We start from the raw sequence: 25,571 nt of genomic DNA, 5'->3' as shown, positions 1-25,571 counted from the left end.
TTCGGCCAGTGATTCCGGTTTAGCGCTATTTATCACGTTATGAGCGGACAAATACACTTCTTCCCACAGTCACTCACCGAGGAAAACACCATGACCCGTAAGATCGCATTGATCACCGGCGCCAGCCGCGGCCTGGGCAAAAACGCCGCGCTGCACCTGGCGGCACAAGGCGTCGACATCATCGGCACTTATCACAGCAAGGCCGATGAAGCGCAGGCATTGGTCGCACAGATCGAACAGCTGGGCGGCCGTGCTGCCATGCTGAAACTGGATGTGGGACAAAGCGCGACGTTCGGTGATTTTGTCGACGACGTTGCTGGGGTACTCAAGGAAGTTTTCGCACAGGACCACTTCGATTTCCTGATCAACAACGCCGGTATCGGCATTCACGCCAGCTTTGCCGAGACCACCGAAGCACAGTTCGACCAATTGGTGGCAATCCAATTCAAGGGCCCGTTTTTCCTGACCCAGCAGTTGTTGCCGTTGATCCGCGACGGCGGCCGCATCCTCAATGTCTCCAGTGGCCTGACGCGCTTCAGCCTGCCTGGCTACGCCGCCTACGCCGCGATGAAAGGCGCGATGGACGTGTTGACCCGCTACCAGGCCAAAGAACTGGGCGGCCGTGGCATCAGCGTTAACATCCTGGCCCCCGGCGCGATTGAAACCGACTTCGGAGGCGGTGCGGTGCGCGATAACGCCGAGCTCAACGCCATGGTCGCCAGCAACACCGCCTTGGGCCGCGCGGGGTTACCGGATGATATTGGCGGAGCCATCGCCAGCCTGCTCGCCGACGGTAGCGCCTGGATCACCGGCCAGCGAATCGAGGCGTCGGGCGGCATGTTTCTGTAGGAGCTTGTCGCGCAGCACGTCATACCCCCAGTGATACACATAGGTGTACGGCAGGAAAAACAGCAGTACGCCTATGTCGAGGATAAACGCCTGCACCAGGCTGATGTTCAGCCAGGCAGCAATCAGCGGCACGCACACCAGAATCAATCCACCTTCAAACATCAAGGCATGCAGCACTCGGGTCCAGCCGTTGTTGGCCAGTTGCAGGCGCGCCTTGAGGCGGTCGAACAGGCCATTGAAAATCACGTTCCAGGTCAGCGCCAACAGGCTGATCGCCAGGGTGACCATGCCCATCTCCAGGGCGGGCTTGTCCATGATCCACGCCAGTAATGGGGTGCAGATCAACAACGCCAGGGCTTCGAAACCAATGGCCTGGCAAACGCGTTCAGTAATCGACTTGGTGGGGTTCATGACCCGGCTCCGTAAGTGACGATGGTTGCCATCATTAGCCTTTGACTCGATACTTCATAACCAATAACCATCGATCAAGGCGATAGTCATGGCCTCTAACGAAGTGCTGCAGGCGTTTGTGCAGGCGGCCACCCAAGGCTCGTTTTCGGCGGCGGCGCGCAAGCTCGGCAAGAGCCAGTCCACCGTCAGCGCAGCCGTGGCGAGCCTGGAGATTGACCTGGATGTGGTGCTGTTTGATCGCAGCAGCCGTAAGCCGACACTGACGCCAGCGGGCCATGTGTTGCTGCAACGGGCCGAGCAGGTGCTGGAGGCCAGTAGTCGGCTGGAATTGGCGGCGAGCCAGTTGGCCCAGGGGTTGGAGCCGAAGCTGAGTATCGCCATGTCCGATACCTATCAGTCCGACCGTTTCGAGGTCGCCCTCAGCGCGTTTGAACAGCGCTACCCGGACCTTGAGCTGGAATGCCTGATCGCCGAATGCGAAGACCTGATCGCCCTGGTCCAAAGTGGTCGGGCGCAGATCGCGTTTATTGAACACCAGGAAGCGTACCCGCCAGACCTGACCCGCGCGCCCGTGGACGAGCGCACGGAAATCGCCCTGTTCGTGTCACCGAAACATCCGCTGGCGGGCGTTGACACCCTCACCGCGCACGCCCTGCAACAGCACCGCGAATTGCGCCTGGCAAGCATCATCAACCCGAATGAAATCCGTGCCAACGGCCGCGTCTGGTCGGCCCCCAGTTACCTGATGCTGTTGGAGATGGCCCAGTTGGGTTTCGGCTGGGCACCGATTCCGCGCTGGCTGGTGGAACGCTTTGGTGGCGGGCAACTGGTCGAACTCAAGGCACGCGGTTGGCCGCGTTCGGTGGCCGTGGATGCACTGTGGTCACGCCACCATCCGCCGGGGCCGGCGGGGAGCTGGTTGCTGGGGAAGATGTTGGAGTGATTTTTTTCAGACAATTGAGATTAATGTGAGAGGGGGCTTGCCCCCGATGACGGTGGGTCAGTCACCCAATGCAGCGACTGACACCCTGCTATCGGCGGCAAGCCCCCTCCCACATTTTTGATCTTCATTGCTTGGGGAGATTGAGTTCGGCCAGGCGGTGTTCAAGGAAATGCTTTTCCGGGATTTGCCGGGTCAGTGACAGGGCTTTTTCGTAGGCTGTCCGGGCCTCTTCCACCCGCCCCAACTGCCGGCAAAACTCGCCCCGCGCCGAATGCGCCAGGTGGTAATCCAGCAATTCCCCGCGCGCCAGAATGCCTTCACTTCACCGTCAGCACAAAACCGCTAGACTGCGCCCTTCTTTGCAGCTGTTCGGACACGCCGATGCAAACCCGCCTTGTCGCTTACGAGACGCTGAATGCTGTGCAACAACAGCACGTCAGCGCCATCGAAGTTCACCCTGAGCAGTTGCCGTTTTGCGGCGACATGTATTGCGCCCTCAACTCGCTGCTGGCCAAGCCCAGCCCCGGCGTCAAGGGCTTTGCCCTGCTGGCCGACGACATTCCGGTGGCCTTCCTCCTGCTTAAACGCCCGCCCTGCCTGCCCCATTGGGCCGATGAACACAGCGCGACGCTGCATGCGTTGCAGGTGGATCGGCAGCAGCAAGGGCGTGGATTCGGCAAGGCATGCTTGCAGGCGCTGCCGGCTGCGGCATTGCAGGCGTGGCCGCAGATCAAGGCGCTGGAGTTGTCGGTGGACACGCACAATGTTGCGGCGATGGGGTTGTATCTGGGGGCTGGATGGGTGGACAGCGGGGAGGCGTATAAGGGACGGATTGGGTATGAGCGGAGGTTGAGGTGGGTGTTGGGTCGAAACGGTGTTGGCCTGCTTTAAATGTCACGTATAGATGACTTACCCGATAAAAAGTAATGAATATGTGACATGAATATTTCAGTTATCGCTCAGCAACCCGACAGCCAAGTTCGCGCCATGCGTCTTAACCATGGCGCTGCCGAGGGGCGTGCTCCCGATGGGCTGCGCAGCAGCCCTATTCAGTGCTGCCGCATTCTTCCGGGTGAACCGCAGCGGTAGGTTTTGGGGCCGCTGCGCAGCCCAACGCGGGGCGAGCCCGCTCGCCACAGAGGGACGTGTTCAACCAGCCGGTTACTTGGCTTCCACAGGCAACCAGATCTCCACCGTGCCCGTGCCCTTGCGCCCATCAAAATCCGCGCCATAGCGCTCGAAATCCGCCCCCGCCACCTTGTAGCCCGAGTGCGGCAACCACTCGAACATGATGCGCTCGTAAGTCTGCTCCAATGCCTGCACCGGGCCATAGTGCGGGAACACGGCGTAGCGGTGCGCAGGCAGTTCGACGAACTCGAAGTTGCTCGGCACATCGCCTTTGGACGGTACTTCCGCCCCGGCCATGTAATCGAATTCACCGTGGCTGGGGTTATGGCAAACGCCGTAGGTCACCCCGCCGACGCGTTTCTTGATGTGTTTTACGCTTTCGTCGAACACACTCCACAACTTGGGGATATCCCCCACGGTCGCCTTCGAATAACGCCCTTGTACCCCGGCGATCACCAGGGCCTTGCCCTCTTCCATGCGTGGCTCTAACGGTTGTTTTGTCTGCTGATCCATCTGAACAGTCTCCTTCTTATGAGGGAACAAACCCGTATCGAGTATAGGGGCATATCCTTGCAGTACTCCATGTAGAAAATTTTCCTACGCATCTGGACAACTGGCCATCATCGACCGTATTGTCTGCCCCGCAGGCCACCGCAGTGGCCGACGTCGCTCGGACGGTTCCGGGCGCTTACGTACTCTCGAGGCAACAATGGCCGACCAAGGTTCGCCGCGCCGCTTTGCGCGCATAGATCGACTCCCCCCGTATGTTTTCAATATCACTGCCGAGCTGAAGATGGCTGCGCGTCGGCGCGGCGAAGACATCATCGACTTGAGCATGGGTAACCCCGACGGCGCCACGCCTCCCCATATCGTGGAGAAAATGGTTACCGTCGCCCAGCGTGAAGACACCCACGGCTACTCCACATCCAAAGGCATTCCGCGTCTGCGCCGGGCGATTTCGCGCTGGTACAAAGACCGCTACGAAGTGGACATCGACCCCGAAACCGAAGCCATCGTGACCATCGGTTCCAAGGAAGGCCTGGCGCATTTGATGCTGGCGACCCTGGACCAGGGCGACACGGTACTGGTGCCCAACCCGAGCTACCCGATTCATATCTACGGTGCCGTGATTGCCGGCGCCCAGGTGCGTTCGGTACCACTGATTCCTGGCGTGGACTTCTTCGCCGAGCTGGAACGGGCGATCCGCGGCTCGATCCCCAAGCCGAAGATGATGATCCTCGGCTTCCCGTCCAACCCGACCGCGCAGTGTGTGGAGCTGGATTTTTTCGAACGGGTGATCGCCCTGGCCAAGCAGTACGACGTGCTGGTGGTGCATGACCTGGCCTACGCCGACATCGTCTACGACGGCTGGAAAGCCCCATCGATCATGCAAGTGCCGGGCGCCAAGGACATTGCGGTGGAGTTTTTCACCCTGTCCAAGAGCTACAACATGGCCGGCTGGCGCATCGGTTTCATGGTAGGCAACCCGGAACTGGTCAACGCCCTGGCACGGATCAAGAGCTACCACGACTACGGCACCTTCACCCCGCTGCAAGTCGCCGCGATTGCTGCGTTGGAAGGCGACCAGCAGTGCGTGAAAGACATCGCCGAGCAGTACCGCCAGCGCCGCAACGTGCTGGTCAAGGGCCTGCATGAGCTGGGCTGGATGGTGGAGAATCCCAAGGCGTCGATGTACGTCTGGGCGAAGATCCCGGAAGCGTATGCCGCCATGGGTTCGCTGGAGTTTGCCAAGAAGCTGCTGCTGGAAGCGAAGGTCTGTGTGTCGCCGGGGATTGGGTTTGGCGAGTATGGGGATGATCATGTGCGCTTTGCGCTGATCGAGAACCAGGACCGGATTCGCCAGGCGGTGCGCGGGATTCGCGGGATGTTCCGGGCGGATGGGCTGGTCGCTAAAGCCTGACCCGATCCACCTGAACAAATGTGGTCAAAATGTGGGAGGGGGCTTGCCCCCTCCCACATTTGCATTGGGTTTTCACCCTTGCCGCTGGTGTGTCGGTTAGACCACCAACGACAGCAACATGATAAAGATCAGTGCCACAATGGAGAGGATGGTCTCCATCGCCGTCCAGGTCTTGAAGGTCTCGGCCACGGTCATGTTGAAGTACTGCTTCACCAGCCAGAACCCCGCATCGTTGACGTGAGACAGGATCAACGAACCCGCCCCCGTCGCCAACACCAGCAGCTCACGGTTAACCCCGGGAATCATCCCCACCACCGGCACCACGATGCCCGCGCCGGTAATGGTCGCCACGGTGGCCGAACCGGTCGCCACACGAATCACCGCCGCCACCAGCCACGCCAGCAGGATCGGGTTGATCTGCGCGTTCACCGCCATATGGCCGATCACGTCACCCACGCCGCTGGTCACCAGCATCTGCTTGAAGCCACCACCGGCACCGATGATCAGGATGATCGCGGCGGTCGGCGCAAGGCTGGCGTCGAGCAGCTTGAGGATCTGCTTGGAGTGGATGCCCTGGCGGCTGCCAAAGGTGTACAGCGACAGCAGCAACGCCAGCAGCAAGGCGGTGATCGGGTGGCCGATCATGTCCATCCAGTTGCGCACCACGTTGCCTTCGGCAAAGGCGATGTCGGCGAAGGTTTTGAGCAGCATCAGGAACACCGGCAACAGCACGGTAACCAGGGTGATACTGAAGCTCGGCAGGTTTTTGTTCTCAGGCTCGCGGGCCAGTTGGTCGACCAGTTCCTGGGACGGGTTGCCCGGGATGTACTTGGCGATAAACGTACCGAAGATCGGGCCAGCGATGATGGCTGTCGGCAGCGCGACGATCAGGCCGTACAGGATGGTCTTGCCGATGTCGGCGCCAAACACGCCGATGGCCAGCAGCGGGCCCGGGTGCGGCGGCACCAGGCCGTGGACTGCCGAAAGGCCGGCGAGCAGCGGGATGCCGATCTTGATCAGCGACACGCCGGTGCGGCGCGCAACGATAAACACCAGCGGGATCAGCAGCACAAAGCCGATCTCGAAGAACAGCGGAATGCCCACCAGGAACGCGGCGAACATCATGGCCCACTGGACCTTGTCCTTGCCGAAGGCGCGGATCAGGGTCTGGGCGATCTGATCGGCGCCGCCGGATTCGGCCATCATCTTGCCGAGCATGGTGCCCAGCGCGAGGATGATGCCGACAAAGCCGAGCACCCCGCCGAAGCCGTCCTGGAACGCCTTGATGATCTTGTCCACCGGCATGCCCGAGGTCAGGCCGAGGAAGCCTGCCGCGATGATCAGCGCAATGAACGGGTGAACCTTGAACCGGGTGATCAAGACGATCAGCCCGATGATGGTGACGACTGCATCTAACAGCAGGTACGACTCGTGGGACATGCCAAACATGGGGGGTCTCTCCTGTTTGTTGTTGTTATTAAAGCGGGTGTTGAATTTCCTGCCGGGGATAGCGCTATCTCTTCCGGCAAAAAATCAGTTGGATGGTTCAAAACCGTGCTTCAGCCACCAGGCGTTGGTCTGCTCGGCCAGTTCCTCGACGCTGTCTTCGCTGGCATTGAGGGCCAGGGTCAGCGGCTCGCCCTTGGGCGATTCAAGGGTGGCGAACTGGCTGTCGATGAGGCTTGCCGGCATGAAATGGCCGGGGCGATGGGACACGCGGTCGGCGGCGACTTCGCGGGTCAGCTCCAGGAATACAAAGCCCAGACCCGGCGCGGCTTCGCGCAGGTGGTCGCGGTATTTCTTTTTCAGCGCGGAGCAGGTGAGTACCGGATGTTCACCGGCTTTGAGCGAACGGCGCAGTTCATCGCACAGGATATCGAGCCAGCCGGCGCGGTCGTCGTCGTTGAGGGGGTGGCCGGCGCTCATCTTTTCGATGTTCGCGGCGGGGTGGAAGCTGTCGCCTTCAATGGCGGTGGCACCGTTCAGGCGGCACAGGGCCTCGCTGACACTGGTTTTGCCACAGCCGGCAACACCCATGATGACCAGGGCGGTAACAGGTTGACTCATGAAACACCTCAAGACGCAGATAGCGCTACCTTTGCACGCTGTAAGGCGAGTGCAAAAACAGGCTTTTCCCGCGCCGTCTTGTCATTTTTATGGAGTGACGCGTGCATCCGCTCCAATCATTTGAACCGGATCAGGCAACCCAAAGTTCAATAATTTGCAGCCTTTTGGAGACAGCGCTACCTTAGTGCCTCGATTTTTGTTTGGCAAGCCGCCTGATGACCTCTAAGAACGATAAAAATACCCGCACCACCGGTCGCCCTACCCTCAATGAAGTCGCGCGCCTGGCCGGCGTCAGCCCGATTACCGCCTCCCGCGCGCTGCGCGGCATCAGCACCGTCGCCATCGAACTGGTGGAAAAAGTCCAGCACGCCGCTGCAGAACTCAACTACGTGGTCAACCCCGCCGCCCGCGCCCTGGCGTCGGCCCAGAGCCATTCGGTGGTGGTATTGGTGCCGTCGTTGTCCAACCTGCTGTTTATCGAAACCCTTGAAGCTATTCACCAGGTACTGCGGCCCAAGGGCTTTGAAGTGCTGATCGGCAACTCCCACTATTCGCGCGACGAAGAAGAAAACCTGCTGCGCAACTACATGGCCTACCAGCCCCGCGGGTTGCTGCTGACCGGCTTCGATCGCACCGAAAGCGCCCGACGGATGGTCGAGGCCAGCAATGTGCCGTGTGTGTACATGATGGACCTCGACCCCAACGCCGGCGTGAATTGCGTGGGCTTCTCGCAGTTGGCGGCGGGTGAAACGGCCGCCGCGCATTTGATCTCACGGGGGCGCAAGCGCCTGGCGTATATCGGCGCGCAACTGGACCAACGCACCCTGTTGCGTGGCGAAGGCTTCCGCCGGGCACTGCAACAGGCCGGCCTGTACGACCCGGCGCTGGAACTGCTGACACCACGCCCCTCCTCGGTGGGCCTGGGCGGCGAACTGTTCCTGCAACTGCTGGCGGCCCATCCGGATGTGGATGCGATCTTCTTCGGCAACGACGACCTGGCCCAGGGCGCGCTGCTCGAAGCCATGCGCCACGGCATCAAAGTGCCAGAGCGCGTGGCGGTGCTGGGCTTCAACGACTTGCCGGCGTCGTCGTTCATGGTGCCGCGCCTGAGCAGTATCAGCACGCCCCGGGAAGCGATTGGGCGGCGGGCGGCGGAGCATTTGTTGACGATCATGGCGGGCAACAAGATCGCCAAGCCGGTGGTGGATATGGGGTTTGAGTTGCAGGTGCGGGAAAGCACGTAGGCCCACATTTCGAGCCTGCCCGCTCGGTGGCATCGCCGTAGCTTCTCCCTCCTGCTAGATTGGCTGTTCTCCACCGCAAGGAAAGCACCATGGCACACTCACTGAAAATCCTGGGTCGCACGTCCTCCATCAACGTACGCAAAGTGCTCTGGACCTGTCAGGAACTGGGCATCGACTATGTGCGCGAAGACTGGGGCATCGGCTTCCAGCCCACCCAGTCCGCCGAATTCCTCGCCCTGAACCCCAACGCGCAGATACCGGTGCTGATCGACGACCACGGCGTGCTGTGGGAATCCAATACCATCTGCCGCTACCTCGTGGGGCTTTACCAACGCCACGACCTGCTGCCCGTCGAGCCCGCACCACGGGCCCGGGTCGAGCAGTGGATCGACTGGCAGGCCGTCGAACTCAATCGTGCCTGGGGCGATGCCTTCACCGCCCTGGTACGCAATAACCCGGACGGCCTGGACGCGGCACAGATTGCTGCCGCCGTGCAACTCTGGAACGACAAGATGGGCATCCTCGAGCAACAGTTGGCGAGGACCGGCGCCTTTGTTGCCGGCGATGAATTCACCCTCGCCGACATCCTCATCGGCCTCTCGGTGCACCGCTGGCAGATGACGCCGATGGAGCGCCCGGCCTACCCCGCCATTGCCGCCTACTACCAGCGCCTCGGCCAGCACCAGGGCTTCCAGCTCTTCGCCCTCGACGGTCACAACTAAGGACATGCACGTGAAAGGACTCACCGTACTGCTCACCGGCGCCTGCGGCAGAATCGGCAAGACGTTTTTCGACGCCTCGAAAGACCGCTACCGTTTCACCCTCACAGACCGCATCGCGCCGGATTTCGATTTGGGCGAACACCGCTTCGTACATGCCGACCTCAGCGACAAAGCCGCCCTGGCCAGCCTGCTCGAAGGTATCGACGTGATCGTGCACCTGTCGGGCATCCCCCACGCCAGCGCCTCGTTCGACGAACTGCTGCCGAACAATATCCTCGCCACCACCTACCTGTTCGAAGCCGCCGTGGCTGCGGGTGTGCAACGCCTGGTATTCGCCAGCAGTGCACAAACCATCGAAGGCTATCCGGTAGACCGGCAGATCACCCCAGGCATGCCGGTGATGCCCGCCAACCTGTATGGCGTGAGCAAATGCTACGGCGAAGCGCTGTGTGGCTACTACGCGGCAAAAACCCCGCTGTCGACGATTGCCCTGCGCATCGGCGCCTTCGAATTCGTGGAAACCCACGACCTGAACAACGCCCGTGACCTCAGTGCCTGGCTCAGCCCGCGGGATGCGGTGCACCTGCTGCAGCGTTCAGTGGAGGCCGAAGGCGTGAAACACCTGATCGCCCACGGCATTTCTAATAACCGCTTCAAGCGCCTGGACCTGAGCGAAACCACGCGGGTGTTGGGTTACCATCCGCTGGACGATGCATTTCAGACCTTCGATATCCCCATCACTGACTGAGTTTTTCCCGCCATGCCTGCACTCCCCGCTACAGACGGCATCGACCCGATCCGCGCCGCCCATATCAGCGCGCGTATCGACCGCCTGCCCGCCGTCGCCACGGTCTGGCGCCTGGTGGCGCTGCTGTCGATCGGCGGTTTTTTCGAGCTGTATGACTTGTTCCAGACCGCCTACATCAGCCCCGGCCTGATCAGTGACGGGATTTTCCACACCGGCAGCGAGGGCGTGTTTGGCTTCTCGGACCAGGCGGCATTCGCCTCGGCGACCTTCCTCGGCCTGTTCCTCGGCGCCAGCCTGCTCAGCCCCATCGCCGACCGCTTCGGACGCCGGGCGATTTTTACCTTCGCGCTGATCTGGTACACCGTCGCCACGGTGTTGATGGGCATTCAGACGTCCGCGCTGGGCATTATCTGCATGCGTTTCCTGGTGGGCATCGGCCTGGGTATCGAGCTGGTGACCATCGACGCCTATCTGTCTGAACTGGTGCCCAAGCGCATGCGCAGTTCAGCGTTTGCCTTTGCGTTTTTCATCCAGTTCCTGTCGGTGCCGGCCGTAGCGTTGATGTCGTGGTGGCTGGTGCCCCAGGCCCCGTTCGGGGTCTCGGGTTGGCGCTGGGTGGTGCTTAGCAGTGCGGTGTTTGCGCTGTTTATCTGGCAACTGCGCAAGCGCCTGCCGGAGTCACCGCGCTGGCTGGCGCAGAAAGGCCGCTTCGAAGAAGCCGGTACGATCATGGACAGCCTTGAGGCGCGCTGCCGGAAAGACCACGGCAAACCGCTGGATGAACCCGAACCCGAAGCGGTCAGTGTGCAAGGCAGCGGCCGTTTTGCCGACATCTGGCAACCGCCATACCGCCGCCGCGCGTTGATGCTGATTGTGTTCCATGTGTTCCAGGCCATCGGCTTTTTTGGTTTCGGCAACTGGCTGCCGGCGTTGCTCTCGGGGCAAGGCGTCAGCGTGACCCACAGCTTGCTGTACGCCTTTATCATCACCCTCGCCTACCCGCTGGGGCCGTTGCTGTTCGTGAAGGTGGCCAACCGCTTTGAAAACAAATGGCAGATTGTCGGCTCGGCCATGGGCGCGGTGATCTTCGGCAGCCTGTTCGCGTTGCAGACCACGGCGGTAGGGCTGGTGATCTGCGGGGTGATGATCACCTTCTGCAACGCCTGGCTGAGCTTCAGTTACCACTCCTACCAGAGCGAGCTGTTCCCGACCAATATCCGCGCGCGGGCGGTGGGGTTCTGCTATTCATTCAGCCGCTTGTCGACGGTGTTCAGCAGCCTGTTGATCGGTTTTATCCTCGAACACCTGGGCACACCCGGTGTGCTGGCGTTTATTGCCAGCAGCATGCTGATCGTGATGATCACCATCAGTTGGTTCGGCCCGCGTACGCGCAACCTGGCCTTGGAAAATATCGCCCATTGACGGCAACGGTTGGCCGCCTGCGGGACAATGTTTGCCGCGGCGGCCAGGCCAAATCCAGTAAAACCGGGGTTATCGGACCCGGCATGTTATTTGCTCCCGCTATGGCACCGAACATTTTCCCAGGTGACCGATCATGCTGGTTAACAACAACACCCAAGCCGTGTCGACCATTCAAAAGATCACGCGGCCCGACATGGACCCTGCCAACGCCGCCGCCAGCACGCTGTACAGCGGTGCCCTGCAAGCGGCGCAGCAAAGCGTGACCCTGCCGGCCGCGCAGAAGGATCTGGACAAGGCGAGCGATCGCATCGACGAAGCTTTCGCCAAGACCCGCGTGCAGTTGCAGGCCAGCACTGCGGCTACCACGGCGGCGACGGATGTACCCGCCACCAGCTCCGCCCGTGCAGACTTCACCGATTACATGAGCAAAACCCCGGCCGAGCGAATCCGTGAGCAATTGCTCAAGGAGCAGGGGTTGACCGAGGCGGATGTGCAGAACATGTCGCAGGAAAAACAAGACGCCATTTCCAAGCAAGTGGCTGAGCGCTTGAAGCAACAGCAAGAGCAGCAGGTGGCGGCGAAGACCACTGAGCCGCAGGCGCAGACAGTGAAAGAAACCCTGGCGGCGATCTAACAGGCACCGCTGATCAAATGTGGAGGGCCCCACTACCTCTTCAACGTAGCGCTGTCGCGCAGCAAACTGGAACCTCTGTGGCGAGCGGGCTTGTCCCGCGTTGGGGTGCGAAGCAGCCCCTGATGAAGACGAATGCAGTGTATCAGGCACTCTTCTGCGCCTGGTTTTGGGGCTGCTGCGCAGCCCAACGCGGGCGGTGCGACGATTCGACAAGCCCGCTCGCCACAAGAATGCCGTCGACTGAAATTGCTTATGCAAGACTCAAGACTTTAGGGTGAAATTTTAACCCTTTAAAATCAGTCAGTTATTTCAAGTTTGATAAGAGCTGGCTCGCTCCCACATTGATCGGGTTATCAAAGTGGAAATCTGTTTACCGCAGTTGCAATGTCGAATTGAAATGCCCGATCGCATCCACCACATGCCGTGGTTTTACTTGCGCACACCTCCACATTTTCCACCGTCGCCTGGCTGGTACGTGCAGCGAGGCTGCACACTTCATCGGCCACTACCGCAAACCCACGCCAGCGTGAGCATAGACACAGCTTGCCGTGAGGCAATGCCACTAATCAGCCAGCATTTTCAACAAGGCACTGCTGGCGGCCGAAGGGGGACGGGTGGGTGAACCGACCAAGGCAAACTCGCGGTGCAGCGGCACCGTCAACGGCATTACGCGCAGACCATTACGTTGAACCGGCAGGGCCATTTCCGGTACCAGCGTGACGCCGACGCCCTCACGCACCAGGCTAAACGCGCTGTTCCATTCGCGCACTTCCACGCGGATATCGCTCAGGCTCAGCCCCGCCGCGGCTCCCAGGCTACGGGCATTGGCAGTGCAACCACCGGTGGCGAGGACGAAGGGTTGTGCGAGCAATTCCTCAAGCGACACCGTGGCATCAACCGAGCGTTGCGCCAACGTATGGTTCGCGGGCAGCACCGCCAGCCACAAGTCCCGCCCCAACACCGTGGCGTTGCGCTCGGGCCGGGGGTTGAGCACCACGCCCAGGTCGATCAGGTCGGCATCGAGCAGGGTGAGTACTTCGTTGTCGGTGACATCCAGGGTGGTGACCTCGATGCCGGGGTACAACTGACGGAAACGTTGCAACAGCGGTGTCAGAAACGTTGCCAGCACCTTGGGGAAACTGGCGATACGAAGACTTCCACGCAGCATCGGGCGCGCTTCATCCACAGTGCTGCGAATGGTCTGCAACGCACCCAGCATCACCCGTGCCTGCTCGATCACACTCAACCCCAGGGCAGTGGGCAACGTCTTGCGTGGTTCGCGGGTGAACAGTTGCGCGCCCAGGGTTGCCTCCATGCTGGCCATGGCCTGGCTGGCGGCGGATTGGGTCATGCCCACGCATTCGGCGGCAGCGGTAATGCTGCCCTGATCGGCCACAGCCACCAGCAGGCGCCAGTGCATCAGGTTCATCATGGCAGTCGCTGTCCTTATGGCAGGGGTCTGAAGGTTTAATTTTACGCACGGTGCCATGCCCGTGAGACTGACGCAAATCCTACGGAGTTGCCCACGATGAAGCTGTATTTTTCGCCGAACGCCTGTTCCCTCGCGCCGCATATCGTGCTGCGCGAATTGGCGTTGCCGTTCGAGTTGGTACGGGTCGACAACCAGGCCAAAACCACCGCCGATGGCCAGGACTACCTTCAGATCAACCCCAAGGGCTACGTCGCTGCGCTGCAACTGGATAACGGCCAGGTGCTGACCGAAGCCAGCGCGATCCTGCAATACCTGGCCGATCTGAAACCCGCAGCGGGCCTGGCCCCGGCCAATGACAGCTGGGCGCGCGTGCGCTTGCAGGAATGGCTGAATTTTATTGCCACGGAAATTCATGGAGGCCTGGCGGTGTTCTTCAACGGTGCGATCCAGGGTGACGTGCGGGCGATGTTCCTGGCCACGTTGTACAAGCGTTTGGCAGTTCTGGTGCAGACCCTGCAGAGCCAGGATTATCTGTTGGGCGGGCAGTATTCGGTGGCGGATGCGTACTTGTTTGTGGTGCTGCGCTGGGCGGCGTTTCACCACATTGATCTGCAACAGTGGCCGGCGCTGGTGGCGTTTATGCAGCGGGTAGGCGAGCGGCCAGCGGTCATCGCCGCGTTGGCCGCCGAAAACCCATAAGCTGAAATGCAACGGAGTGCAGGAACCGCCGACGCCGTGAATTGTTGGGCATCGGCAACTCAGAGCAGGTATTTCCTGCCCTGTGCCGTGACGCGGGAAAATCTTGCAGATCGTTTGGTTCTAAGCGTGTAACTCAGTGACCGAACAGGCCTGTCTCGGTTTTCTTGGCTTTCTTGTCCGCGCGTTTTTCATCGGCGGTTTTTGCCGGTTTCTTCTTCGCGGCTTTCTTTGAATCCATACCTTTGGCCATGATGCATGCTCCACTTACAGGGGATGTAACACTGGGTATACCACCTATTGCCGCACAGAAGGCGCTTATAATCCCCGGCCCTTGATTATGTCGGCCAAACACCATGCCCGAACTGCACATCGAACCCCTGGCTGAGCCGCTGTGGCCGCTGCTGAACAAGTTTTATCGCAGCCATCACTCACCGATGAAGGCGCTCAAGGGCGGGCGTTTGTGGGTAGCGCGCGACAGCGGGATTGTCGCAGGTCTGTGCCTGACGCCCGTGGTCAGCGGACAGTGGTTGACCGGCGTGTTTGTCGACCCGGCGTATCGCGGCCAAGGGTTGGCGGGGCGATTGATAGCTGCGGCGGCGGCCGAGGTGCAAGGCACCCTGTGGTTGTTGTGCCATCCGGACCTGGAGGGTTTGTATCAGCGCATGGGTTTCACCCAGGACACGCTATTGCCGCAATCGCTTAGCGAGCGGCTGGTGCGCTACAAGCGCAACAAACCGATGATCGCGATGGGCTTAGATCGTCAAGGACAGCGGTTACCTGACCACCGCCCAGGTGGTGAAACTGGCCACCGATGCGGGGTTCAAGCTGGTTGGCCAGAGTGAGGTCAACGCCAACCCGAAGGACACCAAGGATTATCCCGCTGGTGTGTGGACGTTGACGCCGACGTTGAAGTTGGGGGAGCAGGATAAGGCCAAGTATGTGGCGATTGGCGAGTCGGACCGGATGACGTTGCGGTTCGTCAAACCGGCCAAATAACCTGGCCTCAAATGCAAATCAAATGTGGGAGGGGCGGTGCGACTTGCCCCCTCCCACATTTTGATCTCAGCGTGTCTGCGATTACTCGTCAGCCGCAGGGTCCATGTCGGGAAACATCACGTCAATGAACCCGAACTTGCTGAAGTCGGTAATCCGCGAAGGGTACAGCCGGCCGATCAGGTGGTCGCATTCATGCTGCACCACCCGCGCGTGGAAGCCATCGGCGAAACGTACGATCGGCTCACCCTTCGGATCAAAACCCTCGTAGCGAATCTGCTGGTAACGGTCCACCGCGCCACGCAGTCCGGGCACCGACAGGCAGCCTTCATAGCCTTCTTCCAACACCGGACTGAGCGGCGTGATCAATGGGTTGATCAGGATGGTCTGCGGCACCGGCGGCGCATCCGGGTAGCGCTCGCTGGCTTCGAACCCAAAGATCACCAGTTGCAGGTCGACGCCAATCTGCGGGGCGGCCAGGCCGACGCCGCCCACGTGCTCCATGGTCTGGAACATGTCGTCGATCAATTGCCACAGCTCGGGGCTGTCGAACATTTCCGGCGGTACCGGCGGGGCGATACGCAGCAGGCGCTCATCGCCCATTTTCAGGATTTCACGGATCATCGATCAGACTTCGTCGGTAGTGGGTTTGGAGTGGTCGCGGCCGAGGCCGGAGACGTGTTGTTTTTCCTGCGGGGGCTCGTCGAAATCCTTCGCGCCGGGTTCCTTGCCTTCGGCCGACATATGCTCGATCACGGCGTTCATCTCCGCCCCCAGCAGCAGCACGGCGGCGGAAATATAGAAGTACAGAAGCAGCACGATGATCGCACCGATGCTGCCATACATGGCGTTGTAGTCGGCAAAGGTTTTGACGTAGTAGCCAAAACCAAGAGAGGCGACGATCCACACCACCACCGCGAGCACCGAACCCGGGGTGATAAAGCGAAACTTCTGCTCGACGTCCGGCATCACGTAATACATGAGGGCCACGGCGAACATCAGCAGGATCACAATCAGCGGCCATCGCACGATGGTCCACAGGGTGACCACGAACTCCTGCATGCCAATCTGGCCAGCCAGCCATTCCATCACCTGTGGGCCGAGCACCATCAGCGCGGCGGCGGCCAGCAGCATGCCGGCGATGCCGACGGTGTAGAAAATCGACAACGGAAAACGCTTCCAGATCGGCCGGCCTTCCACCACGTCGTACGCAGCGTTCATGGCGCTCATCATCAGGCGCACGCCAGCGGAGGCGGTCCACAGGGCAATCACGATACCCACCGAGAGCAAGCCGCCCTTGGATTGCTGCAACTGGTCGATCACCGGGTTGACCTGCTCCAGGGCCTGGGGCGGCAACACCAGCTCCGACTGCAGGCGCAGCCAGGTGAAAAAGTCCGGCAGGTGCAGGAAACCGATCAGGGCGATAAGGAACAGCAAGAAGGGAAACAACGAGAACAGCATCTGGTAGGCCAGTGCCGAGGCATAGGTGGACATCTCGTCATCGACGAATTCCTTGACGGTACGCACCAGCACCTTGTGCAGCTTGAGACCATCGAGAACCGGAAAGATCATAGCGTCTCCTTTCGCCGCAAAGAGGGTGAGTTCGTGGGCGACTCAGGGGCCGTTTTTTACATCAAAGTAGCCCATCTGGCGACTTTGAAACAATTTCGAAACTTTAGTTGCAACACATGACATAAAAACGGCCATCCGTGGATGGCCGCAAGACTGGGCAATTGCCGTCAGCCGGGTCAGGACTATTTGGTCGCTTTCTTGACCGCGTCCTTGGTGTCGCCAACCGCTTTTTGAACTTCGCCTTTCTTTTCTTGAATGACGCCTTCAGCGCGCAGTTTGTCGTTGTCAGTGGCTTTGCCGACGCCCTGCTTGATATTGCCGACGGCTTCATTCGCCAAGCCTTTTGCCTTATCCGATGTGCTACTCATGGTATCTCTCCTGGGAACAATCAAGGATTTTGGTCATTACGTAGAGGTTGACCCGAGGCCGTTCGGCAGAGTTTCAATTATTTTTCAGTGCGCATTTCATCACCAGCCGCAGGTTTGGCTTTATGTTTTGCAGCCAACCCACGAGAATGCCCGGCAGATTCAGGCTCTAACGCTGAATAACAGATCCCGTAGGAAGGTTATGAAACTCAATAAAGCACAGGCCATCGCCCGCAGAAACCAGGAACTGGGTGGTGCCGTACTCGGCGTCAACAACTGCCACTTCACCGACCTGGACCGCAAACGCAACATCTGGTGGTTCGATCTGCCGGTGGGTCGTATTGCCGTCGGCCAGTACGAGTGGATTCACCTGTTGATGCACAACGCCGAGACCGACCAACTGCTGCACCTGAAGGTGCCGACAGCGTTCCTGCGTGAAAAGCTCGAAGGGCTGGTGGTGCGCAACGCGGGCAAGCGCAAGCCGGAGATTACCCTGGAGCTGAGTGCGGACAAGGATTCGTTCTTGAAGGATGTGCGGCCGGCGGGTGCGGGAATCAGTTTCGCGCAGTTCGCCGTGTAAGCACCGGATTTAAAGGTGGGAGGGGGCAAGTCGAATCGTCGCACCGCCCCTCCCACCTTTGGACTGCGTTACTTTTTAAGACCGAGTTTCTTCAACTCTTCATCACGCAATTCGCGGCGCAGGATCTTGCCCACGTTGGTGGTCGGCAACGCATCGCGGAATTCCACGGCCTTTGGCACCTTGTAGCCGGTGACATTGGCGCGCATATGCTCCATCACCTGTTCCTTGGTGAGGGTGGCACCCGGCTTGACCACGATAAAGAGCTTGATGTGTTCCCCGGATTTTTCATCCGGCACACCGATGGCCGCGCACTGCAGCACGCCCGGCAAGCCCGCCAGCACGTCTTCCAGCTCGTTGGGGTACACGTTGAAGCCGGAGACCAGGATCATGTCCTTCTTGCGATCGACGATGCGCATGTAGCCATCCGGCTGGATGATCGCGATGTCGCCGGTCTTCAGCCAGCCTTCGCTGTCGAGCATCTCGGCAGTGGCGTCTTCGCGCTGCCAGTAGCCCTTCATCACCTGCGGGCCCTTGACGCACAGTTCTCCGACTTCACCCAGGGCCAGTTCGACACCGTCGTCGGTGATGACCTTGCACAGGGTGGACGGCACCGGAATGCCGATGGTACCGATCTGGATATGCTGGATCGGGTTCACCGTGGCCACCGGGCTGGTTTCGGTCATGCCGTAGCCTTCGCAGATGCCGCAACCGGTCACGGCTTTCCAACGCTCGGCCGCCGCCAGTTGCAGGGCCATGCCGCCCGACAGGGTGACCTTCAGCGCGGAGAAGTCCAGCTTGCGGAAGGCTTCGTTGTTGCACAGCGCCACGAACAGGGTATTCAGGCCGACAAAGCCGCTGAACTTCCACTTCGACAGTTCCTTGACCATCGCCGGCAGGTCGCGCGGGTTGCTGATAAGGATGTTGTGGTTGCCGATCAGCATCATCGCCATGCAATGAAAGGTGAACGCATAGATGTGGTACAGCGGCAGCGGCGTGATCAGGATCTCGCAACCTTCATGGAGGTTGGAGCCCATCAGCGCCTTGCATTGCAACATGTTGGCGACCAGGTTGCGGTGGGTGAGCATCGCGCCTTTGGCCACACCGGTGGTGCCACCGGTGTATTGCAATACAGCCACATCGCTGCTGGCCGGGCAGACTTCGTTGACCGCTTGCCCCTGGCCCTTGGCGAGTACGTCGTTGAACTTGATCGCCTTGGGCAAGTGATAGGCCGGAACCATTTTCTTCACGTACTTGATGACGCTGTTGATCAGCAGGCGCTTGAGCGGCGGCAACAGGTCGGCGACTTCGGTGACGATCACATGCTTGACGGCGGTCTTGGGTACGACCTTTTCCGCCAGGTGGGCCATGTTGGCCAGGCAAACCAGCGCCTTGGCGCCGGAATCATTGAATTGGTGTTCCATTTCCCGCGCGGTGTACAGCGGGTTGGTGTTGACCACGATCAGGCCGGCACGGATGGCACCGAACACGGCGACCGGGTATTGCAGGACGTTGGGCAACTGCACGGCAATTCGATCGCCGGGCTTCAAGTCGGTATGCTGTTGCAGGTACGCGGCGAAGGCGCCGGACAGTTCGTACAATTCACCATAGGTGAGTGTCTTGCCCAGGTTGCTGAAAGCCGGTTTGTTGGCGAAGCGCTGGCAGGACTGCTTCAATACCGCCTGAATATTCGGATACTCGTCTGGATTGATTTCTGCAGCAATCCCGGCGGGGTACTTATCCTTCCAAAAGTCTTCGTGCATGGAAGCCCACTCCTCAGCGACGCGAATTCATCATCGCATTTGATGCGATTATTATTGGTGTATGTTTTTTTTTGGTGAATCTGGCGCTTTCAAGCAGGCCTAGACGTCACAAAGCGCGCCGAGAGTAGCAGCTTTGCCAAGGGCCGCCTAGAGCCAAAGGAGGGCCCTACAGTCATAATCATGACTGTCCTACAATATTTGGTCACACTTTAAACGGAAGTAAAAAACCTACATGAAAGGCTCTGGAATAAGGCCTTCAGGATGACACACGACAAATGTGGGAGGGGCGGTGCGACAATTCAGCTAGCCCCAATAACGGTGGTTCAGTCTATATATCGGGTGACTGATTCTCCGCTATCGAGGGCAAGCCGAATCGTCGCACCGCCCCTCCCACATTTTTTACCGCATTTCACATCAGGCGATGTCGCGTAGCTCCCTGCGCAGGATCTTCCCTACCGGCGTCATCGGCAACGAGTCGCGCAACACAATGTGCTTGGGCACCTTGTACCCGGTGAAGTTGGTCTTGCAGTACGCCTTCAACTCCTCAAGGCTCACCCCTTCCGCACGCGCCACCACAAACAGCTTCACCGCCTCCCCCGTGCGCTCGTCCGGTACGCCGATCACCGCGCAGTTGGCCACCGCCGGGTGGGCCATTACCACGTCTTCGATCTCATTGGGGTACACGTTGAAGCCCGAGACGATGATCAAATCCTTCTTGCGGTCGACAATGCGCACAAACCCATCGTCGTCGATCACCGCGATGTCACCGGTCTTCAGCCAACCTTCGGCGTCCAGAGCCTCAGCGGTGGCGGCCGGTTGCTGCCAATAGCCCTTCATCACCTGCGGGCCCTTGATGCACAACTCGCCGCGCTCGCCCAGGGGCAGCTCGGTGCCTTCGTCATCAATCACCTTCATCGCCGTGGCGGGCACCGGGATACCCACGGTACCCAGCCGTGATTTGTTGCCGTAGGGATTGGTGCTGGCGACCGGCGAGGTTTCAGTGAGGCCGTAGCCCTCGCCGATCGAGCAGCCGGTGATTTGCTCCCAGCGTTCGGCCGTGGCCTTGATCAGTGCCGTGCCACCGGAGTTGGTGAGCTTGAGGTGGGAGAAATCCAGGTTCTTGAAGTCCGGGTGGTCCATCAGCGCCACAAACAACGTGTTGAGCCCCAGCAACCCGGTAAAGCGCCACTTTTTCAGCTCTTTGATAAACCCACCGATGTCCCGCGGGTTGGTGATCAGCACGTTGTGATTACCCGAGACCATCATGCACATGCAGTTCGCGGTGAAGGCATAGATGTGGTACAGCGGCAGCGGCGCGATCATCACCTCCTGCCCTTCCTTGATCAGTGGGTGGCCGTCATCGCCGGTCTGGGACATGCAGGCGCGCACCTGTTGCATGTTCGCCACCAGGTTGCCGTGGGTGAGCATCGCGCCCTTGGCCAGGCCGGTGGTGCCGCCGGTGTATTGCAGCACGGCGATATCGTCCAGGTTTACCGGGTGGCGCGTCACGCCGAGGCCCGCGCCCATGCGCAAGGCGCGCTTGAACGACACCGCACGCGGCAATTGGTAGGCCGGGACCATCTTCTTGACCTTGTCGACCACGGTGTTGACCAGCCAGCCCTTGGCGGCGGGCAGGAAATCGCCCATCTTGGCTTCGATCAGGTAGTCGATCTCGGTGTCGGTGCATACCTCCTGCACCCGCGAACCAAACAGGTTGAGGTAGACCAGGGCACGCACGCCGGCGTCCTTGAACTGGTGGCGCATCTCGCGCGGGGTGTACAGCGGGTTGGTGTTGACCACGATCAACCCGGCACGCAGTGCGCCGAACACGGCAATCGGGTAGTGCAGCACGTTGGGCATCTGCACGGCGATGCGCTCGCCGGGCTTGAGGTCGGTATGCTGCTGCAGGTAGCCGGCGAACGCCGCACTCTGGCGCTCAAGCTCGGCGTAGGTCAGGGTGATACCCATGTTGCTGAATGCCGGACGGTCGGCAAAGGCCTTGCACGAGCGCTCGAAGACTTCGATCACCGACTTGTAGGCCGAGAGGTCGATGTCGTTAGGAACGCCCGCCGCGCGTTTGTCATTCCAGAAATCAGGTTGCATTATTCTTGTCCTCTTACCTGAATGTGTCCGGCCGCTTTTGTACTGCTTATAAAAAGCGGAGCTTTGGGGACGTTAGCAGCTATGGCCAAACAGGCAAATACAGGAAGGAGCGTCATTTATTGCGTGAATCTTCCTACAGGGGCCTGTGCTGATCAGACGCTTCCCGCGGGATGAGCTATACACTGCAACGTCCCTGTGCAGACCTTGAGAAAAGGAACCGCCATGAATCACAGCACCTTCTGGCTGACCGCGAATGACCACAGCCGCCTGTACGTCAATCAATGGCTGCCCGATGCTCCGCCCAAGGCGCTGCTCATGCTGTCCCACGGCATGGCCGAACACAGTGGTCGGTACGCGCGCCTGGCCGAAGCCTTGTGTGGCGCAGGCTTCGGCCTGTATGCGCCGGACCAGCGCGGCCATGGCCGCACCGCCGACGAGGGCACCTTGGGGCTCTACGCCGAGAAAGATGGCTGGAACAAAGTGGTGGGCGACCTGGCCAGCCTCAACCAGCACATCGGCCAGCAACAACCGGGGCTGCCGATCATTTTGCTGGGCCACAGCATGGGCAGCTACATCGCCCAGGCCTACCTGCTGCACCACAGCGCCAGCCTCAACGGGGCGATTCTCAGTGGTTCGAATTTCCAGCCCGTGGCCCTCTACCGCGCCGCACGGCTGATCGCACGCGCCGAACGTCTGCGCCAGGGTGTGCGTGGGCGCAGTGCGCTGATCGAGTTCCTGTCATTCGGCTCATTCAACAAGGCGTTCAAACCCAATCGCACGGCGTTCGATTGGCTCAGTCGCGACCCGGTGGAAGTCGACAAGTACATCAATGACCCACTCTGTGGTTTCCGCTGCACCAACCAGCTGTGGATCGACCTGCTCGGTGGCTTGCAGCAAATCAGCAAAGCGTCCAATCTCGTGCAGATCGATCCGGGCCTGCCCATCCTGGTGATGGGCGGCGAATGTGATCCGGTGAGTGAGGGCAAGCGTCTCAAAAGCCTGGCCGATGCCCTGCGCGAAGCCGGCTGCCAGAACCTGCAACTGAATATCTACCCGCAGGCGCGTCATGAAGTGTTCAACGAAACCAACCGCGATGAAGTCACGGCAGACGTACTGGCGTGGCTCGACCAGGTCATGACCTTGCACAGGCCGGCCCGCTGCGAATAAATTTTGTTTAAAATCAGATAGTTAAATTACCGATTAGCCACAGGATGCACCTTTAGATGACCCAGGTAACCAACACCCCGTACGAAGCCCTTGAAGTCGGCCAGACCGCCAGCTACAGCAAGACCGTCGAAGAACGTGATATTCAGCTGTTTGCCGCCATGTCCGGCGACCACAACCCGGTGCATCTGGATGCCGAATACGCCAAGGCGACCATGTTCAAGGAGCGTATCGCCCACGGTATGTTCAGCGGCGCCCTGATCAGCGCGGCCGTTGCCTGCGAGCTGCCTGGGCCGGGTACCATCTACATCGGCCAGCAGATGAGCTTCCAGAAGCCGGTAAAAATCGGCGATACCCTCACCGTGCGCCTGGAAATCCTCGAGAAGCTGCCGAAGTTTCGCGTACGCATCGCCACTCGTGTGTTCAACCAGCGCGATGAGCTGGTAGTGGATGGCGAAGCGGAAATCCTCGCACCACGCAAACAACAGGTCGTGACCTTGACCGAACTGCCGCCGATCAGCATTGGCTGAGTACGGTTTCAAGGCCAACACCATACAACTGTGGGAGGGGGCTTGCTCCCGATTGCGGTGGGTCAGTCATTGAAATATCGACTGATCCACCGCTATCGGGAGCAAGCCCCCTCCCACATTTGTTACACAGCAGGGCTTACGACTGAGCGCGAGCCTGGTTACGCAGGGCTTTTACCTGATCGTGATTGCGTTGTACGCCGTGATACTGACGCTCAACCAGGTCACGAATGCCCAGCAGGTTGTGCTTGTTGATCTTCTCGATGGCTTCTTTGTAAGCCTTCAGTGCGTGGTCTTCGCCGCGCTCGGCTTCGTTCAGCACAGCCTCTTCGTCTTTACCGGTAACCATCGACTTAACGTCGACCCAGCCACGGTGCAGGGCGCCGGCAACGCTGCCGGAATCTTCCGGATCACCGCCCAGGGCACGTACAGCCGTCTTCAGTTCGGCGGCGGCAGTGGCGCAGTCAGCGGAACGCTTGGCAAACAGAGCCTTGAGTTCCGGATGCTTGATGTCTTCAGCGCATTCCTTGAAGCCTTTCTGGCCGTCGATGCTGGTTTCGATCAGGTCGTTCAGTACGGAGATCGATTCTTTGTTGATGTCAGTCATTTTTCAATTCCTTAGGCAGGTGAAGAAGGGTTGCCTTAATGATTGCAGCGCCCATGCCAGGTTTTTAAAAATTACTTTTATGTTTATTTTCAATAACTTAAAAATATTTGAACCATCTGTATGTACGTTATTTGCATGATCTGTCATTTGGCCTTCATGCAGAATGCCTGTATTTTCGAAGATCTCGCCTCACTCACACGAAGCCCATGAATCCCGAAAAACTCGAACTGCTGATCACCCGCGAAATGCCCTTCGGCAAGTACAAGGGCCGGATCATCGCCGACCTGCCGGGTCCCTACTTGAACTGGTTCGCCCGCGAAGGCTTTCCCCACGGCGAGTTGGGCGGGTTGCTGGCACTGATGCAGGAAATCGACCACAACGGTTTGTCTGAACTGTTGGAACCGCTGCGCGTTAAACACGGTAAACCCGCCCCCCGCCATTAAGAGACTCGCCATGCCAAGGAATGCTGACAACGAACTTCACTGGCAGACCATCGCCCAGCGCTATGCGCTGGAGCCCGGCCCGATCAACCTGGAGAACGGCTACTTCGGGCGCATGAGCCGCGACGTGCAGGCGCAGTACCTGGAACACGTGGCGTTTATCAACCGCAGCAACTCACTGTATGTGCGCCAGCGCTTCGAACAGGGTGAAAACGTCGAGATCCGTCGCCAGTTGGCAGGTCTGATCGACGTCGACCCTGAGGCAGTCGCCTTTACCCGTAACGCTACCGAAGCCCTGCAAGCACTGATCCGCAACTACAACCGCCTGCAACCCGGCGATCAGGTGCTGATCAGTGACTTGGAGTACGACACTGTCAAAGGTGCGATGCGCTGGTTGGCAGGTGTTCGCGGTGTGGAAGTGATCGAGTTGTCCCACACTCATCCGGCCAGTTTCGACAGCCTGGTGCAGACCTATCGCGAAGCGTTCACCCGGTACCCGCGCCTCAGGCTGATGGCACTTACCCATGTAACCCACCGGACCGGCTTGGTGATGCCTGTTGAAGCCATCGCCAAGGCTGCGCGTGAGCATGCCATCGACGTGATCCTCGACGGCGCCCATGCCCTGGGCCAGATCGAGTTCAACCTCGCCGCGCTGGGCATTGCGTTCGCCGGGTTCAACCTGCACAAATGGATCGGCGCGCCGCTGACCCTGGGGTTTCTCTACATCGCCCCCGAGCGCCTCGCTGACATCGATCCGGACATGGGCGAGTTCCACTATCCCGTCAATGACGTGCGTGCGCGCACGTCGTACAGCACGCCGAACTTTCCGGCACTGATGACCTTGCCGCTGGTACTGCAAGAACATCGTGCGCTGGGTGGCGCGGCGGCCAAGGGCGCGCGGATCAATTACCTGCGGGATTTATGGGTGAGCCAAGTACGGCCGTTGCCGGGGATCGAGGTGCTGACGCCGGATGATCCAAGGCTGTATTGCGGGATTACGGCGTTCAAGTTCAGCGGGCGGGATCAGTTGGTGATGGTGGATCGCATGCTCGAGGACTACGACCTGTTCACCACCACGCGCACGGGTGCTGCGTTTGGTACCTGTATCCGCGTGACACCGGGGTTGGTGACGTCAGCAGCGGACATCAATGTCCTGGTCAACGCCATTACCGAGCTAAGCAGCGATTAAATGGGGGGTCTCAGTTTTTTGCAGGCAAAAAAAAGCGGTACACCGACCAAG

Annotated in this window: 27 protein-coding genes and 3 pseudogenes; 17 read left to right on the top strand and 13 right to left on the bottom strand. The window is 59.8% G+C overall.

Going from position 1 to position 25,571, the window contains the following annotated elements:
* The first annotated feature begins 90 nt into the window (after nucleotides 1-90).
* Complete coding sequence (locus M2397_RS11380; protein WP_131697827.1) at nucleotides 91-849, top strand: SDR family NAD(P)-dependent oxidoreductase; 759 nt, start codon at nucleotides 91-93, stop codon at nucleotides 847-849.
* On the opposite strand, the gene M2397_RS11375 is transcribed toward M2397_RS11380, so the two are convergent.
* A complete protein-coding gene (locus tag M2397_RS11375) occupies nucleotides 748-1,260 on the bottom strand; it encodes a multidrug/biocide efflux PACE transporter (protein WP_259243142.1) in 513 nt (170 codons plus the stop codon). The two genes, M2397_RS11380 and M2397_RS11375, sit on opposite strands and share 102 nt — an antisense overlap.
* An 88-nt stretch (nucleotides 1,261-1,348) precedes the next feature.
* On the opposite strand from M2397_RS11375, the gene M2397_RS11370 reads away from it, so the two are divergent.
* Nucleotides 1,349-2,203 (top strand): LysR family transcriptional regulator, encoded by an 855-nt coding sequence (locus M2397_RS11370; RefSeq protein WP_131697829.1) that lies wholly within the window; start codon nucleotides 1,349-1,351, stop codon nucleotides 2,201-2,203.
* 124 nt (nucleotides 2,204-2,327) lie between these two features.
* On the opposite strand, the pseudogene M2397_RS11365 reads toward M2397_RS11370, so the two are convergent.
* A pseudogene (locus M2397_RS11365) lies at nucleotides 2,328-2,522 on the bottom strand (tetratricopeptide repeat protein); the annotation flags it as partial.
* A 62-nt stretch (nucleotides 2,523-2,584) separates the two neighbouring features.
* Between M2397_RS11365 and M2397_RS11360 the strand changes: the two are divergent.
* Nucleotides 2,585-3,094, top strand: a complete 510-nt coding sequence (locus tag M2397_RS11360) for a GNAT family N-acetyltransferase (RefSeq protein ID WP_259243140.1) — start codon at nucleotides 2,585-2,587, stop codon at nucleotides 3,092-3,094.
* A gap of 270 nt (nucleotides 3,095-3,364) precedes the next feature.
* On the opposite strand, the gene M2397_RS11355 is transcribed toward M2397_RS11360, so the two are convergent.
* Entirely contained in the window at nucleotides 3,365-3,844 is a 480-nt protein-coding gene (locus M2397_RS11355) for a GyrI-like domain-containing protein (protein ID WP_259243138.1), read from the bottom strand.
* A gap of 196 nt (nucleotides 3,845-4,040) precedes the next feature.
* Here M2397_RS11355 and alaC point away from each other — a divergent pair, with 196 nt between their 5' ends.
* On the top strand, nucleotides 4,041-5,252 hold the full coding sequence (gene alaC / locus M2397_RS11350) for an alanine transaminase (protein WP_032891031.1): 1,212 nt from the start codon (nucleotides 4,041-4,043) through the stop codon (nucleotides 5,250-5,252).
* Between the two features lie 96 nt (nucleotides 5,253-5,348).
* On the opposite strand, the gene M2397_RS11345 is transcribed toward alaC, so the two are convergent.
* Together M2397_RS11345 and M2397_RS11340 are read right to left on the bottom strand one after the other, a co-directional pair.
* Entirely contained in the window at nucleotides 5,349-6,701 is a 1,353-nt protein-coding gene (locus tag M2397_RS11345) for a GntP family permease (RefSeq protein ID WP_131697836.1), read from the bottom strand.
* Nucleotides 6,702-6,785: 84 nt separating this feature from the next.
* Nucleotides 6,786-7,319 carry a gluconokinase gene (locus tag M2397_RS11340; protein ID WP_131697837.1) on the bottom strand — a complete coding sequence of 178 codons (534 nt, stop codon included), beginning with the start codon at nucleotides 7,317-7,319 and terminating at the stop codon, nucleotides 6,786-6,788.
* A gap of 212 nt (nucleotides 7,320-7,531) precedes the next feature.
* On the opposite strand from M2397_RS11340, the gene M2397_RS11335 reads away from it, so the two are divergent.
* The 5 genes from M2397_RS11335 to M2397_RS11315 all read left to right on the top strand — a co-directional run bounded on the left by M2397_RS11335 (nucleotide 7,532) and on the right by M2397_RS11315 (nucleotide 12,089).
* Nucleotides 7,532-8,563 carry a LacI family DNA-binding transcriptional regulator gene (locus tag M2397_RS11335; protein WP_167655187.1) on the top strand — a complete coding sequence of 344 codons (1,032 nt, stop codon included), beginning with the start codon at nucleotides 7,532-7,534 and terminating at the stop codon, nucleotides 8,561-8,563.
* Nucleotides 8,564-8,652: 89 nt separating this feature from the next.
* Nucleotides 8,653-9,285 (top strand): glutathione S-transferase family protein, encoded by a 633-nt coding sequence (locus M2397_RS11330; protein ID WP_131697839.1) that lies wholly within the window; start codon nucleotides 8,653-8,655, stop codon nucleotides 9,283-9,285.
* 10 nt (nucleotides 9,286-9,295) lie between these two features.
* On the top strand, nucleotides 9,296-10,033 hold the full coding sequence (locus tag M2397_RS11325) for an NAD(P)-dependent oxidoreductase (RefSeq protein ID WP_167655089.1): 738 nt from the start codon (nucleotides 9,296-9,298) through the stop codon (nucleotides 10,031-10,033).
* Nucleotides 10,034-10,045: 12 nt separating this feature from the next.
* Nucleotides 10,046-11,455 carry an MFS transporter gene (locus M2397_RS11320; protein ID WP_167655090.1) on the top strand — a complete coding sequence of 470 codons (1,410 nt, stop codon included), beginning with the start codon at nucleotides 10,046-10,048 and terminating at the stop codon, nucleotides 11,453-11,455.
* Nucleotides 11,456-11,588: 133 nt separating this feature from the next.
* A complete protein-coding gene (locus M2397_RS11315) occupies nucleotides 11,589-12,089 on the top strand; it encodes a hypothetical protein (protein WP_259243135.1) in 501 nt (166 codons plus the stop codon).
* A 452-nt stretch (nucleotides 12,090-12,541) separates the two neighbouring features.
* Here M2397_RS11315 and M2397_RS30510 read toward each other — a convergent pair.
* Together M2397_RS30510 and M2397_RS11305 are read right to left on the bottom strand one after the other, a co-directional pair.
* Nucleotides 12,542-12,610 (bottom strand): annotated as a pseudogene (locus M2397_RS30510) (hypothetical protein); the annotation flags it as partial.
* A gap of 41 nt (nucleotides 12,611-12,651) precedes the next feature.
* The gene (locus M2397_RS11305; RefSeq protein WP_145337893.1) at nucleotides 12,652-13,521 is read right to left on the bottom strand and encodes a LysR family transcriptional regulator; all 870 of its coding nucleotides are present in this window, start codon (nucleotides 13,519-13,521) and stop codon (nucleotides 12,652-12,654) included.
* A 96-nt stretch (nucleotides 13,522-13,617) separates the two neighbouring features.
* Here M2397_RS11305 and gstA point away from each other — a divergent pair, with 96 nt between their 5' ends.
* The 3 genes and pseudogenes from gstA to M2397_RS11290 all read left to right on the top strand — a co-directional run.
* A complete protein-coding gene (gene gstA, locus M2397_RS11300; RefSeq protein WP_131697844.1) occupies nucleotides 13,618-14,220 on the top strand; it encodes a glutathione transferase GstA in 603 nt (200 codons plus the stop codon).
* Between the two features lie 353 nt (nucleotides 14,221-14,573).
* The gene (locus M2397_RS11295) at nucleotides 14,574-15,062 is read left to right on the top strand and encodes a GNAT family N-acetyltransferase (RefSeq protein ID WP_237683063.1); all 489 of its coding nucleotides are present in this window, start codon (nucleotides 14,574-14,576) and stop codon (nucleotides 15,060-15,062) included.
* Nucleotides 14,980-15,216: pseudogene (locus M2397_RS11290) on the top strand (methyltransferase); the annotation flags it as partial. The gene M2397_RS11295 and the pseudogene M2397_RS11290, both read left to right, overlap by 83 nt.
* An 81-nt stretch (nucleotides 15,217-15,297) precedes the next feature.
* Here M2397_RS11290 and def read toward each other — a convergent pair.
* The 3 genes from def to M2397_RS11275 all read right to left on the bottom strand — a co-directional run bounded on the left by def (nucleotide 15,298) and on the right by M2397_RS11275 (nucleotide 17,153).
* The gene (gene def / locus M2397_RS11285; protein WP_131697845.1) at nucleotides 15,298-15,837 is read right to left on the bottom strand and encodes a peptide deformylase; all 540 of its coding nucleotides are present in this window, start codon (nucleotides 15,835-15,837) and stop codon (nucleotides 15,298-15,300) included.
* A 3-nt stretch (nucleotides 15,838-15,840) separates the two neighbouring features.
* Complete coding sequence (locus M2397_RS11280) at nucleotides 15,841-16,785, bottom strand: YihY/virulence factor BrkB family protein (RefSeq protein ID WP_131697846.1); 945 nt, start codon at nucleotides 16,783-16,785, stop codon at nucleotides 15,841-15,843.
* Nucleotides 16,786-16,967: 182 nt separating this feature from the next.
* Nucleotides 16,968-17,153, bottom strand: a complete 186-nt coding sequence (locus tag M2397_RS11275) for a CsbD family protein (RefSeq protein WP_131697847.1) — start codon at nucleotides 17,151-17,153, stop codon at nucleotides 16,968-16,970.
* Nucleotides 17,154-17,352: 199 nt separating this feature from the next.
* On the opposite strand from M2397_RS11275, the gene M2397_RS11270 reads away from it, so the two are divergent.
* Nucleotides 17,353-17,730, top strand: coding sequence for a hypothetical protein (locus tag M2397_RS11270; protein ID WP_131697848.1), 378 nt, complete (start codon nucleotides 17,353-17,355; stop codon nucleotides 17,728-17,730).
* 68 nt (nucleotides 17,731-17,798) lie between these two features.
* Here the strand turns inward: M2397_RS11270 and fadD1 are convergent, their stop codons facing one another.
* Nucleotides 17,799-19,490 (bottom strand): long-chain-fatty-acid--CoA ligase FadD1, encoded by a 1,692-nt coding sequence (gene fadD1, locus M2397_RS11265; RefSeq protein WP_131697849.1) that lies wholly within the window; start codon nucleotides 19,488-19,490, stop codon nucleotides 17,799-17,801.
* 414 nt (nucleotides 19,491-19,904) lie between these two features.
* The gene (gene fadD2, locus M2397_RS11260; protein WP_145337886.1) at nucleotides 19,905-21,593 is read right to left on the bottom strand and encodes a long-chain-fatty-acid--CoA ligase FadD2; all 1,689 of its coding nucleotides are present in this window, start codon (nucleotides 21,591-21,593) and stop codon (nucleotides 19,905-19,907) included.
* 222 nt (nucleotides 21,594-21,815) lie between these two features.
* Here fadD2 and M2397_RS11255 point away from each other — a divergent pair, with 222 nt between their 5' ends.
* Both M2397_RS11255 and M2397_RS11250 read left to right on the top strand, forming a co-directional pair.
* Nucleotides 21,816-22,760: an alpha/beta hydrolase gene (locus M2397_RS11255; protein WP_184743883.1), complete on the top strand. Its 945-nt coding sequence runs from the start codon at nucleotides 21,816-21,818 to the stop codon at nucleotides 22,758-22,760.
* Between the two features lie 56 nt (nucleotides 22,761-22,816).
* A complete protein-coding gene (locus M2397_RS11250) occupies nucleotides 22,817-23,287 on the top strand; it encodes a MaoC family dehydratase (RefSeq protein ID WP_003175719.1) in 471 nt (156 codons plus the stop codon).
* Nucleotides 23,288-23,423: 136 nt separating this feature from the next.
* Here the strand turns inward: M2397_RS11250 and M2397_RS11245 are convergent, their stop codons facing one another.
* A complete protein-coding gene (locus tag M2397_RS11245) occupies nucleotides 23,424-23,891 on the bottom strand; it encodes a PA2169 family four-helix-bundle protein (protein WP_032891010.1) in 468 nt (155 codons plus the stop codon).
* A 206-nt stretch (nucleotides 23,892-24,097) separates the two neighbouring features.
* On the opposite strand from M2397_RS11245, the gene M2397_RS11240 reads away from it, so the two are divergent.
* Together M2397_RS11240 and M2397_RS11235 are read left to right on the top strand one after the other, a co-directional pair.
* Nucleotides 24,098-24,334 (top strand): DUF3820 family protein, encoded by a 237-nt coding sequence (locus M2397_RS11240; RefSeq protein WP_017139191.1) that lies wholly within the window; start codon nucleotides 24,098-24,100, stop codon nucleotides 24,332-24,334.
* A 10-nt stretch (nucleotides 24,335-24,344) separates the two neighbouring features.
* Nucleotides 24,345-25,520 carry an aminotransferase class V-fold PLP-dependent enzyme gene (locus M2397_RS11235; RefSeq protein WP_259243133.1) on the top strand — a complete coding sequence of 392 codons (1,176 nt, stop codon included), beginning with the start codon at nucleotides 24,345-24,347 and terminating at the stop codon, nucleotides 25,518-25,520.
* Nucleotides 25,521-25,571: the final 51 nt, after the last annotated feature.

This window comes from Pseudomonas sp. BIGb0381, from assembly GCF_024809815.1.
Lineage (GTDB): Bacteria > Pseudomonadota > Gammaproteobacteria > Pseudomonadales > Pseudomonadaceae > Aquipseudomonas.
The sequence above is the reverse complement of the archived record's forward strand: the minus strand, read 5'-3'. Positions and strand labels throughout refer to the sequence as shown.

What these genes read in the sequence shown, in the direction of transcription:
- M2397_RS11380 (WP_131697827.1), top strand. Translation starts at nt 91, where the DNA reads ATGACCCGTAAGATCGCATTGATCACCGGCGCCAGCCGCGGCCTGGGC.
- M2397_RS11375 (WP_259243142.1), bottom strand. Translation starts at nt 1,260, where the DNA reads ATGAACCCCACCAAGTCGATTACTGAACGCGTTTGCCAGGCCATTGGT.
- M2397_RS11370 (WP_131697829.1), top strand. Translation starts at nt 1,349, where the DNA reads ATGGCCTCTAACGAAGTGCTGCAGGCGTTTGTGCAGGCGGCCACCCAA.
- M2397_RS11360 (WP_259243140.1), top strand. Translation starts at nt 2,585, where the DNA reads ATGCAAACCCGCCTTGTCGCTTACGAGACGCTGAATGCTGTGCAACAA.
- M2397_RS11355 (WP_259243138.1), bottom strand. Translation starts at nt 3,844, where the DNA reads ATGGATCAGCAGACAAAACAACCGTTAGAGCCACGCATGGAAGAGGGC.
- alaC (WP_032891031.1), top strand. Translation starts at nt 4,041, where the DNA reads ATGGCCGACCAAGGTTCGCCGCGCCGCTTTGCGCGCATAGATCGACTC.
- M2397_RS11345 (WP_131697836.1), bottom strand. Translation starts at nt 6,701, where the DNA reads ATGTTTGGCATGTCCCACGAGTCGTACCTGCTGTTAGATGCAGTCGTC.
- M2397_RS11340 (WP_131697837.1), bottom strand. Translation starts at nt 7,319, where the DNA reads ATGAGTCAACCTGTTACCGCCCTGGTCATCATGGGTGTTGCCGGCTGT.
- M2397_RS11330 (WP_131697839.1), top strand. Translation starts at nt 8,653, where the DNA reads ATGGCACACTCACTGAAAATCCTGGGTCGCACGTCCTCCATCAACGTA.
- M2397_RS11320 (WP_167655090.1), top strand. Translation starts at nt 10,046, where the DNA reads ATGCCTGCACTCCCCGCTACAGACGGCATCGACCCGATCCGCGCCGCC.
- M2397_RS11315 (WP_259243135.1), top strand. Translation starts at nt 11,589, where the DNA reads ATGCTGGTTAACAACAACACCCAAGCCGTGTCGACCATTCAAAAGATC.
- M2397_RS11305 (WP_145337893.1), bottom strand. Translation starts at nt 13,521, where the DNA reads ATGATGAACCTGATGCACTGGCGCCTGCTGGTGGCTGTGGCCGATCAG.
- gstA (WP_131697844.1), top strand. Translation starts at nt 13,618, where the DNA reads ATGAAGCTGTATTTTTCGCCGAACGCCTGTTCCCTCGCGCCGCATATC.
- M2397_RS11295 (WP_237683063.1), top strand. Translation starts at nt 14,574, where the DNA reads ATGCCCGAACTGCACATCGAACCCCTGGCTGAGCCGCTGTGGCCGCTG.
- def (WP_131697845.1), bottom strand. Translation starts at nt 15,837, where the DNA reads ATGATCCGTGAAATCCTGAAAATGGGCGATGAGCGCCTGCTGCGTATC.
- M2397_RS11280 (WP_131697846.1), bottom strand. Translation starts at nt 16,785, where the DNA reads ATGATCTTTCCGGTTCTCGATGGTCTCAAGCTGCACAAGGTGCTGGTG.
- M2397_RS11275 (WP_131697847.1), bottom strand. Translation starts at nt 17,153, where the DNA reads ATGAGTAGCACATCGGATAAGGCAAAAGGCTTGGCGAATGAAGCCGTC.
- M2397_RS11270 (WP_131697848.1), top strand. Translation starts at nt 17,353, where the DNA reads ATGAAACTCAATAAAGCACAGGCCATCGCCCGCAGAAACCAGGAACTG.
- fadD1 (WP_131697849.1), bottom strand. Translation starts at nt 19,490, where the DNA reads ATGCACGAAGACTTTTGGAAGGATAAGTACCCCGCCGGGATTGCTGCA.
- fadD2 (WP_145337886.1), bottom strand. Translation starts at nt 21,593, where the DNA reads ATGCAACCTGATTTCTGGAATGACAAACGCGCGGCGGGCGTTCCTAAC.
- M2397_RS11255 (WP_184743883.1), top strand. Translation starts at nt 21,816, where the DNA reads ATGAATCACAGCACCTTCTGGCTGACCGCGAATGACCACAGCCGCCTG.
- M2397_RS11250 (WP_003175719.1), top strand. Translation starts at nt 22,817, where the DNA reads ATGACCCAGGTAACCAACACCCCGTACGAAGCCCTTGAAGTCGGCCAG.
- M2397_RS11245 (WP_032891010.1), bottom strand. Translation starts at nt 23,891, where the DNA reads ATGACTGACATCAACAAAGAATCGATCTCCGTACTGAACGACCTGATC.
- M2397_RS11240 (WP_017139191.1), top strand. Translation starts at nt 24,098, where the DNA reads ATGAATCCCGAAAAACTCGAACTGCTGATCACCCGCGAAATGCCCTTC.
- M2397_RS11235 (WP_259243133.1), top strand. Translation starts at nt 24,345, where the DNA reads ATGCCAAGGAATGCTGACAACGAACTTCACTGGCAGACCATCGCCCAG.